Source organism: Aeromicrobium sp. P2_G6, assembly GCF_056403535.1.
On sequence record NZ_JBFUFH010000006.1, the window covers coordinates 288309 to 297584 of the forward strand.

10 protein-coding genes and 1 pseudogene are annotated in these 9276 nt (G+C 68.2%); 1 reads left to right on the plus strand and 10 read right to left on the minus strand.

The features are described 5' to 3' along the window. Positions 1-17: 17 nt before the first annotated feature. The 10 genes and pseudogenes from AC1DVU_RS19300 to AC1DVU_RS19345 form a co-directional block, all read right to left on the minus strand. The gene (locus AC1DVU_RS19300) at positions 18-1424 is read right to left on the minus strand and encodes an NADH-quinone oxidoreductase subunit N (RefSeq protein WP_476924069.1); all 1407 of its coding nucleotides are present in this window, start codon (positions 1422-1424) and stop codon (positions 18-20) included. Continuing rightward, on the minus strand, positions 1421-2914 hold the full coding sequence (locus AC1DVU_RS19305; RefSeq protein WP_476924070.1) for a complex I subunit 4 family protein: 1494 nt from the start codon (positions 2912-2914) through the stop codon (positions 1421-1423). Before AC1DVU_RS19305 ends, AC1DVU_RS19300 begins: the two co-directional genes overlap by 4 nt. Further along, positions 2911-4596, minus strand: coding sequence for an NADH-quinone oxidoreductase subunit 5 family protein (locus AC1DVU_RS19310; RefSeq protein ID WP_476924071.1), 1686 nt, complete (start codon positions 4594-4596; stop codon positions 2911-2913). Before AC1DVU_RS19310 ends, AC1DVU_RS19305 begins: the two co-directional genes overlap by 4 nt. Further along, a complete protein-coding gene (nuoK, locus tag AC1DVU_RS19315; RefSeq protein ID WP_476924072.1) occupies positions 4593-4895 on the minus strand; it encodes an NADH-quinone oxidoreductase subunit NuoK in 303 nt (100 codons plus the stop codon). The genes AC1DVU_RS19310 and nuoK overlap by 4 nt, the downstream gene beginning before the upstream one ends. Continuing rightward, a complete protein-coding gene (locus AC1DVU_RS19320; RefSeq protein ID WP_476924073.1) occupies positions 4895-5392 on the minus strand; it encodes an NADH-quinone oxidoreductase subunit J family protein in 498 nt (165 codons plus the stop codon). Before AC1DVU_RS19320 ends, nuoK begins: the two co-directional genes overlap by 1 nt. Positions 5393-5601: 209 nt before the next feature. Then, positions 5602-5826, minus strand: a pseudogene (locus tag AC1DVU_RS19325) (4Fe-4S binding protein); the annotation flags it as partial. 119 nt (positions 5827-5945) lie between these two features. Further along, on the minus strand, positions 5946-6914 hold the full coding sequence (locus AC1DVU_RS19330; RefSeq protein ID WP_476924074.1) for a complex I subunit 1/NuoH family protein: 969 nt from the start codon (positions 6912-6914) through the stop codon (positions 5946-5948). Further along, on the minus strand, positions 6907-7494 hold the full coding sequence (locus AC1DVU_RS19335) for an NADH-quinone oxidoreductase subunit C (RefSeq protein WP_476924075.1): 588 nt from the start codon (positions 7492-7494) through the stop codon (positions 6907-6909). Before AC1DVU_RS19335 ends, AC1DVU_RS19330 begins: the two co-directional genes overlap by 8 nt. Continuing rightward, positions 7491-8033 carry an NADH-quinone oxidoreductase subunit B gene (locus AC1DVU_RS19340; RefSeq protein ID WP_476924076.1) on the minus strand — a complete coding sequence of 181 codons (543 nt, stop codon included), beginning with the start codon at positions 8031-8033 and terminating at the stop codon, positions 7491-7493. Before AC1DVU_RS19340 ends, AC1DVU_RS19335 begins: the two co-directional genes overlap by 4 nt. Positions 8034-8050: 17 nt before the next feature. Beyond that, positions 8051-8419 (minus strand): NADH-quinone oxidoreductase subunit A, encoded by a 369-nt coding sequence (locus AC1DVU_RS19345; RefSeq protein WP_476924077.1) that lies wholly within the window; start codon positions 8417-8419, stop codon positions 8051-8053. Between the two features lie 204 nt (positions 8420-8623). Here AC1DVU_RS19345 and AC1DVU_RS19350 point away from each other — a divergent pair. Continuing rightward, on the plus strand, positions 8624-9276 hold a 653-nt coding region (locus AC1DVU_RS19350; RefSeq protein ID WP_476924078.1), incomplete at its 3' end, for a DUF222 domain-containing protein.

Here is a 9276-nt window from a genome sequence, read left to right on the forward strand (position 1 = left end):
CTCCGCTGAGCGTGGTCTCAGGGCAGGTTGGACAGCAGGAGGTCGGGCCAGGCGCTCAGGGCGATGAGGCCGGCGGTGCCGATCAGCACGGCGGCCTTGGAGATGCGGATCGAGACCGGCGGCGACGGGCTCCGGTATGGATCGTCGATCGCTGGCCGGTCCACGAGCACCGCGACGAAACGCAGGTAGTACGCCAGGCCGAGCATCACGTTGACCGCCATGACGACGGCGAGCCAGATCTCGTCACCCTCGACGACGGGCCGGATGACGACGTACTTCGTGACCAGGCCGATCACCGCAGGCGGGAACCCGGCGAGCGTCAGCATCGCCATGACGAGGGGTACACCGGTCGGCGGGTCCGTGCGCGCGAGGCCCTTGAGCTCGCTGTAGTCGGTGCTGCCGCGCAGCCGGAGCACGACCGCGAGGGCGGCGAACGCGACCAGGTTGGCGAGCGTGTAGACCGCGAGGTACTGCACCGGCGCGCTCAGCCCGTCTGCGGTCAGCAGCGCTGCTGCCGGCGCGATCAGGAAGCCCGCCTGCGCGATCGACGACCAGGCCAGCATCCCGATGGCGTTGGTCTGGCGCAGCGCACCGAGGTTGCCCACCGTCATGGTGACCGCCGCGACGATCGCCATGAGCGGCTGCCACGTGTCTTCCGCCGACTGCAGCGCGACGGCGAGCAGGGTCAGGACGGCACCGAGCGAGGCCGCCTTGGACACCGACGACAGGAAGCCGGCGACCATGACAGGGGCGCCGAGGTACGTGTCGGGGATCCAGACGTGGAACGGCACGGCACCGAGCTTGAACAGCAGCCCGATGATCGTCAGCACGACCGCGACGGCGACGACGCCGTCCGGCAGGTCGGACTCACGGAGCCCCGCGCGGAGGCCCTCGTAGTCGAGTGTGCCCGCGACGCCGTAGAGCAACGAGATGCCCATCAGGGTGATCGCTGTCGACACCACCGAGGCGAGGAAGAACGTCCATGCGGACCGGATCGCTCGGCGATCGCCCTGCCGCAGCCCGACCAGCGCGATTGAGGGCAACGACAGCAGCTCGAGTGCGACGACGAGCGTCACCAGGTCGCGAGCGGCGACCATCATCAGCGCTCCGGCGGAGGCGCTGAGCAGGAGGAAGTGGTACTCCCCCGGCGGCATTGCGTTCTCGAAGTTCATGACGTTCGACGCCACGACGACGACCAGCGTGCCGCCGAGCACGATCAACGACAGTGCGAACGTGAAGGCGGGCAAGTCGTCCTGGAGTCGGAACAGCTCGATCCCACCCCAGAGCAGAGCGACGCTCGACGGCAGGCCCGAGCCCAGCCACGTACGCCGGGGATAGAACGCATCGACCAGCAACGCGACCAGCGCACCGACCGCGACGATGACAGCGGGACCTACGACGGCCCAGTCAACGGGGATGTTCATGGCGTCACCGACTGACCGTTGATGGCCTGCGAGTCGTACAGGCCGACAACCAACCCGGGCGCGAGGCCGAGCACGACGATCGACACGACGAGGGTGATGCCCACGACTGACTCGCGCACGTTGAGGTCACGGTCGGCCTCCTGCGCGACCGGCTCGCCCTGGGCGAGCAGGCGGATCGCGCGGACGAAGTACGCCGTGGTGAGCGCGACACCCAGCACCGCGAGGCCGAGGGCGGTCCAGGCGTAGGGCTTGTCGAGAACACCCACCTCGTACGCCGAGCGCAGCGACAGCAGCTCGCCCCAGAACCCCGCGAGGCCGGGCAGACCGAGGCTGGCCACCGCCGCGAACACGAACGCAACCGCGAGCCAGGGCGTACGCGCATAGAGCCCGCGCCCGATGACTCGCATCGACGCCGTGCCGAAGCGGTCCTTGAGCGATCCGGACAGGAAGAACAGGAGTCCGGTGACCAGGCCGTGCGCCACCGAGCCGAACACCGCAGCCGCGACGCCGAGGTCGCTCATCGTCGAGATGGCGAGCGCGACGAAGCCCATGTGACCGATGCTCGAGTAGGCGATCAGCCGCTTGAGGTCGTCCTGGGCATAGCAGGCCAGCGCCGACCAGATGATGCCGACGACTCCGGCGCCGGCGACATAGGGAGCGACGTCGGCAAATGAGTCCGACAGCAGACCGGAGGTGACGATCAGGCCATACGTGCCGAGCTTGAGGAAGACCGCTGCGAGCAGCACCGACCCCACGGTCGGGGCCTTGCTGTGCGCATCGGGCAGCCAGGTGTGCAGCGGGACGAGCGGCGTCTTGACCGCGAAGCCGAGGACGATCAGCGCCACCGCCACGAGGGGGCCGCCGTCGATCCCGGTGAACTGCAGCGATCCGCTGTCGCGCGCCACCAGCACGATGCCGACGAGCAGCAAGGCCGAGCCGGTGACCGTGAACAGCAGGAACCTGGTCGCCGCGCTCCGCGCTGTCACGTCCGCTGGAACGTTCTTGAAGCCCGACCCATCGTCGAGGTGATCCAACGAACCGACGTCGGAACTCCCCCACCAGGCGATGACGAACCACATCGGGATCAGCGCCAGCTCGAAGAACACGAAGAACAGCAGGAAGTCGAGCGACGCGAAGACCCCGAGTGACGACGCGCTGATGATCAGCACGAGCCCGACGAGCGCCGGTGCGGTGTCGTCGGCGATGAGCCACACGCAGCACAGCATCCCGAGGAACGCCGTCATCAGGAGGAACGGCCACGAGATGGAGGTGGCACCCACGTGCAGGCGGGCGTTGAGCGGCTCGATCCACTCGATGTCGACCTCACCGGAGATCTTGTCCTTGCCTTCCCACACCAGAGCGAACAGGACGAGCGACGCTGCCATGGCGACCGATCCGAGCCACGCAGCCGTACGTCCAGACACGCGCTTGCGCAGGAGCAGCAGGGCGAGGCCGACGACGAACGGGACGGTGAGCGCAGCGGTGATCATGACCAGACCACCGCCGCTGCCGTGATGACGATGACGCCGGCGGCGATGACCGTTGCGTAGCGCTGGACGTTGCCGGACTGCACCACACCGAGCACCCGCGAGGCGAGGTGCGCGGCGCCGGCCGAACCCTGCGAGTACGCGTCGATGCCGTCGCGGTCGACGTCGACGATCGCCCGCGCCGACGAACGCATCGCAGCGGGGATCCATCGGGCGTACGGACGATCGAGGCCGAGCTCGGCGACCAGCCATGGCGCGGCGAGGTCGAGTGAGTGACCGCGGCGCCAGGCCAGGTAGACGACCGCGATGCCGGCCGCGGCCACCGCCGTCGAGAGCAGCCCGATGCCGAGGTGGAACGGCTGGCCGATCGACAGGGCGAAGGTGGCGACGGCAAGGACGACGACCGGCCCGGTCATGGCGCGCGGGGCTTCATGGGCCTCAGCGCGGTCCACCGGAGCGGGTGCGAGGAATGTCAGCAGCCAGAGCCTGGTGGCGTATGCCGCGGTGAGGAACGAGGTCAGCAACGCGACACCGAAGACCGCAACCGCGACGCCGCCCGACAGCGGACCTTCGTCGTGGCCGTGCTCGAGGGCGGCCAGCACCGAGTCCTTGGTGAAGAAGCCGACCGTCGGGACAACCCCGGCGAGGGCCGCGAAGCCGATTGTCATCGTCCAGAACGTGACCGGCATGCGAAGCCGCAGTCCGCCCATCGCCGACAGCGCGCTCGAGCCGACGGCGTGCATGACGCAGCCGCAGCCGAGGAACAGCAACGCCTTGAACGCGCCGTGCGACAACAGGTGGTCCGTGCCCGCGTCACCTTCGCCGGCGGAGAGTGCGGCGAACATGAACGCGAGCTGGCTGACCGTCGACCACGCGAGTGCCCGCTTGAGATCGGTCTGCACCAGGGCGAACAGCGCGCCGAGCAGCATCGTGACCGCAGCGATGATCGCCAGCAGCGTCATGACGAGCTCCGACGCTTCGAGAATCGGCAGCAGCCGGGCGACGAGGTAGACGCCCGCGGCGACCATCGTGGCGGCGTGGATCAACGCGGTGATCGGCGTGGGGCCGGGCATCGCGTCGGGCAGCCAGGTGTGCAGCGGGAACTGCGCCGACTTGCCGACGACCGAGACGAGCAGCAGCAAGCCGATCGCCGTGGCGTTCTTGGGCTCCTGCGCGAGCACCTCGCTGATCCGATAGGTGCCGTACGTCTGGCCGATCACCAGGATGCCGACGAGCAGCCCGAGGTCCGCGATGCGGGTCATGAGGAACGCCTTGGCCGCACCGGACCGGGCCACCGCGGTCTCCCACTCGTGCCCGATCAGCAGGTAGGAGCACAGCCCCATGACCTCCCACCCGATCAGCAGGACGAACAGGTCATCGGCCGCGACGACCGCGATCATGCCGAGCAGGAACAGGATGATGATGAGGGCGTACGACCGGTAGCGCGGGTGGTGGCCGAGGTATGCCGTGGAGTAGATCTGCACCAGCAGGCCAACGCCGACGGCGAGCAGCAGGACCTGGGCCGCGAGGCTGTCGACGTGGGTGGCGAGCGAGACGCCGAGCAGGTCGTTGCCCTCGACCCAGACCTTGGTCGACGGGTCGCCATCGAGGTGCGGGATCGCCCACGCGGCGACCGCCACGGCGAGCGCGGCGGTCAGGATCACGTACAGCCAGTGGCGTCTCATCGATCGGCTCCGACCTCGTCGACGTCGACCGTACGCACGGCGCGGAACAGTGCGAGGACGATCGCCAGCCCGAGGCCGATCTCGGCTGCAGCCAGCGTGATCGTGAACAGCGTGAGGACCTGGCCGGTATGGAGCTGGTCCGCGAACCATGCATCGAAGGCGACCAGGTTGAGGTTGACCGCGTTGAGCATGAGCTCGACCCCGAGCAGCATCAGGACGGCGTTGCGCCGGGCCAGGACGCCGTAGAGACCGATCCCGAACAGCGCGGCGGACAGCACCAGCGGATAGAGCAGGGGCATCAGCGTTCGGTTCCCGACCGGGAGATGACGATGGCGCCGATCAGGGCGGCGAGCAGGACACCGCTGAGGATCTCGAACGGCAGTACCCAGTCGTTGAACAGCGCATCGCCGATCGAGCCGGCTGTGCCGATGCGACGGCCCTCGATGCGTTCGCCGTGGAAGCCGCTGATGACCGTGGCGCCAAGACCGACAGCGGCGACCAGTCCGAGCACCGCGGCGGTCCAGCGATTGCTCGTCACCTCGGCCGAGATCGTGGACTGCTGGCGAGTCAGCATCAGCGCGAAGATCACGAGCACGACGACCGAGCCGACATACACGAGCACCTGGACCCACGCGACGAACTCGGCGGTCAACAGCACGAAGCAGCCAGCGACCGCGCCGAGTGTCACGACGAGCCACAGCGCGGAGTGCACGAGCTGCTTGCTCGTCATCGAGAGCAGCGCCGAGCCGACAGCGATGGCGGCGAACAGCAGGAAGATGACCTCGGTCGCGCTCACTCGGAGTCCTCCGCGGCGTGGTTTCGAGGCTCCGCTTCGCTCCGCACCTCAACCACCGATTGCTTGGCTTCCCAAGAGCTCAGCTCCTTGGACGGCTCGGCTGCGGGGTCGAGGGCCTGGGGCGGCGGGACGGTCCACATCCACTCGCGAAGGCGGTTCATGTCGTGCGTCAGGTCGACGATGTCACCCTCGGCGTACGCGAACTCCGGCGACCAGTGCAGCGCGTCGAACGGGCAGACCTCGATGCAGATGCTGCAGTACATGCAGAGCGAGTAGTCGATGTCGAACGTGTCGAGCACGTTCTGGCTGCGGTCGCGGCCACCCTCGGTCGTCGCCGGGATTGTCTCCTTGTGCGAGTCGATCGTGATGCACCACGACGGGCACTCGCGGGCGCACAGCATGCACGACGTGCAGTTCTCCTCCTGCAGCGCGATGACGCCACGGCTGCGGGGCGGCAGGTCGGGCTGCGTATGCGGGTAGTGCGCCGTGACGCTGCGCCGGGTGAGGTTCTGGAACGTCACCCGCAGACCGTGGAGCAGGCCCTTGCCGTACGTCATGCGACCACCAGCACCGTCGTCAGGGTGATCTGCGCGAGGGCCACGGGCACGAGGACCTTCCAGGCCAGCGCGTTGACCTGGTCCTCGCGGAGTCGCGGGTATGCGACGCGGGCCCAGATCACGAGGAACGCAACCGCCATGACCTTGACCAGCGTCCAGAGCCAGCCGATGTCGTCGGAGAACGGTCCGGCCCAGCCGCCGAGGAACAGCACCGTCGTCAGGGCCGCGAGCACGAGGATGCCGGCGTACTCCGCGAGCAGGAACATCGCGAAGCGCATTCCGCCGTACTCGGTCAGCGGTCCCATCACGAGCTCGGCGTCGGCCAGCGGCGCATCGAACGGTGGGCGCTGCAGCTCGGCGAGTCCGGCGACGAAGAACACGACGAGACCCGGCAGCTGGGCGAGGAGCCACCACGGCTCCCACGCGTCGGCGATGCCGGACAGCGACAGCGTGCCGGCCGCCATGGCGACGCTGGCGGCGGCGAGCACCATCGGCAGCTCGTACGACATCAGCTGGGCCGCGACGCGCATGCCCCCGATGTAGGAGTACTTGTTGCCGCTGCCGAGCCCGCCCATCAGAGTGCCGAGCACACCGACGCTCATCGCCGCGAGCACGAAGAACAGGCCGAGGTCGAGCTCCTGGCCGATCAGCATGCCCTGGCCGAAGAACGGGCCGAGCGGGATCGCGAGAAGCGCGACGAGGTAGGGCGCGAGGGCCACCGCCGGCGCGAGCTCGAACACGCGGCGGTCGGCTGCGACCGGCGTGATGCTCTCCTTCTGGATGAACTTGACTCCGTCGGCGACGAGCTGGGCCCAGCCGTGGAAGCCGCCGGCCTCCATAGGACCGACCCGGCTCTGCATGTGCGCCATGGCCTTGTGCTCCATCTGGCCGATGATCAGCGGCAGGACCATGAACACCGCGAGCACGACGAGACAGCGCAGGACCGCATCGATGACGTCAGCCATCGGTGTCCCCTTCGTCGGTCCTTGAGCTTGTCGAAAGGACATCGACAGGCTCAACCATCGCCCCGGGTCCCCATTCGTCGGGTTCGGGTACGCCCGGGGGCTTGATCCGCCGGCGGCTCGGCGAGTGGGTCGACTCGGCGTCGCTCTCGCCCGGCTCCTTGGCCCCTGGCCACGGCTTGGCGACGCGGGAGGCGAGCACGAACTCCTTGCGCAGCGGGTGACCCTCGAAGCCGTCGGGCAGGAGCAGAGGATCGAGGTCGACGCCAAAGTCGATGCCGAACATCTCGTGCGTCTCCCGCTCGTGCCACGCGGCACCGGCATAGACGTCGGCGATCGACGCGACCGTCGCATCGTCCCGGTCGACGTACGTCACGAGGAGGAGGTGATCGAGCGGGCTCTCCGTCGAAGGAACCCGGGCGACGTGCAGCACGAGCCGGAAGCCTTCTGGGTGCTCGTCGACGGCCGAGAGCCAGTCGAAGTACGTGTAGCCGTCCCGCTTCAGCTGTGCGACGGCGTCGTGCCAGTCGGCTACCTCGACGACGCGGTGCGGCGGGCCGAAGCTGTTCTCCTCCAGCGTCACTCTGGCGCCTCCATACGGGGGCTCAGCAGCGACGTGGCTGGGCGCTTGTAGCGCTCCGCGAGGTTCTCGCCGGCGATCTTGTCCTGCAGCGTGACGATGCCGTTGAGCAGCGCCTCGGGCCGCGGCGGGCACCCCGGGACGTACACATCGACGGGGATGATCTGGTCGACGCCCTTGGTGACGCAGTAGGAGTCCCAGTAGGGGCCGCCAGAGTTGGCGCACGATCCGAAGCTGATGACGTACTTGGGCTCGGGCATCTGGTCGTAGAGCCGCTTGATGGCCGGCGCCATCTTGTCCGTGACGGTGCCCGAGACGACCATGAGGTCGGCCTGACGGGGGCCGGGAGCGAACGGGATGACGCCGAGACGGATGAAGTCGTGGCGCGACATCGACGTCGCGATGAATTCGATCGCGCAGCAGGCCAGGCCGAAGTTGAAGACCCAGAGGGAGTACTTGCGGCCCCAGTTGAGCAGGTAGCGGGCCGGTTTGGGGGCATGCTGCGACACGGCGCCGAGGGTCGGCGGGGCCAGGGTCGGCATGGGGAGATCGACAGCACCTACGACGTCCACGACAGCACCCCCTTGCGCCAGGCATACACGAGTCCGACCACGAGGATGCCGATGAAGATGCCCATCTCGACCGCTGCGGCGCGGCCGATGTCCTCGAGCACGACGGCCCAGGGGAACAGGAACACCGCGTCGACCGCGAAGATCACATAGAGGAAGGCGTAGACGTAGTAGCGGACCGTCGACTGCGCCCAGCCCGCGCCGACCGGATCGACGCCCGATTCGTAGGTCAGCTGCTTCTCGCGTGCCGCGACCCGTGGACGCATGAGCCGGTTGAGCCCGAGCATCCCGCCAGCAAGCACCATGCCGGCCACGATGATGACGCCGACCGCGGTGTAGTCGTCGAGGTAGGCGGCCATGGGACCACTCTAGGGAGTATCGGCCGCGTGATGTTGCGATGACCCTGCTGTGGGCTGCGATTTCGTCTCATTATTCGAACAGGTGTTCGACACTGGGCGCTGTGTTCGATAGGCTGGTATCAGCGTCGACCACGGTGGTCGGGTTTTCACTTACACGCTTCCGCGTCTTCAAACCTGCTGCGCCAGCATCGTTGAGGACGTCTTGTGTCTGTTGCTCCCGTCGCTTCGCTCCCGCACCCGTTGGTGGGTGCGGTTGAGCAGATCGAGGGTGCGTTGGATCGTATGCCGTTGGGTGCCTGGGCGGGTCTGGAGTCGGTCGAGGTGCGCGGCCTGGTGGAGCGGTTGATGCGGGTCGAGGCTCGGGTCAAGGCTCAGCAGGTTGCTGGCACCAGGGCGTTGGATGCGTCCGGGTTGGCCAAGGCGTCCGGGGCGTCGTCGACCGGTGCGATGTTGGCCGGTGCGTTTGGTGGTGACCGCCGGTCCGGTGACCAGCTGGTGTCCATGGGCAAGGCACTGGAGTCCGCAACCCGCACCGAGGACGCGCTGGCCCGCGGTGACATCGGGCCGGCGCAGGCGGGGATCATCGCCAACGCGGTGGCTGACCTGCCCGATGACACCACGGCGGAGCAGAAGCAGGCCTGTGAGGACACGCTGATCGGCGACGCCGGCCGGTTCACGCTCAAGGACCTGCGGTCGCGGTCCAGGCGGATCACCGACCAGTTCAAACCCGAGCCCCAGGTCGACGAGATCGAGAACACCAACCTGGAGGAGCAGGAGAAGGACGCCTGGCGGCGTTCGGAGTTCTGGATGGTCAACGACGGCGACGGCACCTGCCGCGGCGGGTTCCGGATCCCCGA

What these genes read in the sequence shown, in the direction of transcription:
- AC1DVU_RS19300 (WP_476924069.1), bottom strand. Translation starts at nt 1,424, where the DNA reads ATGAACATCCCCGTTGACTGGGCCGTCGTAGGTCCCGCTGTCATCGTC.
- AC1DVU_RS19305 (WP_476924070.1), bottom strand. Translation starts at nt 2,914, where the DNA reads ATGATCACCGCTGCGCTCACCGTCCCGTTCGTCGTCGGCCTCGCCCTG.
- AC1DVU_RS19310 (WP_476924071.1), bottom strand. Translation starts at nt 4,596, where the DNA reads ATGAGACGCCACTGGCTGTACGTGATCCTGACCGCCGCGCTCGCCGTG.
- nuoK (WP_476924072.1), bottom strand. Translation starts at nt 4,895, where the DNA reads ATGCCCCTGCTCTATCCGCTGGTGCTGTCCGCCGCGCTGTTCGGGATC.
- AC1DVU_RS19330 (WP_476924074.1), bottom strand. Translation starts at nt 6,914, where the DNA reads ATGGCTGACGTCATCGATGCGGTCCTGCGCTGTCTCGTCGTGCTCGCG.
- AC1DVU_RS19340 (WP_476924076.1), bottom strand. Translation starts at nt 8,033, where the DNA reads ATGCCGACCCTGGCCCCGCCGACCCTCGGCGCCGTGTCGCAGCATGCC.
- AC1DVU_RS19345 (WP_476924077.1), bottom strand. Translation starts at nt 8,419, where the DNA reads ATGGCCGCCTACCTCGACGACTACACCGCGGTCGGCGTCATCATCGTG.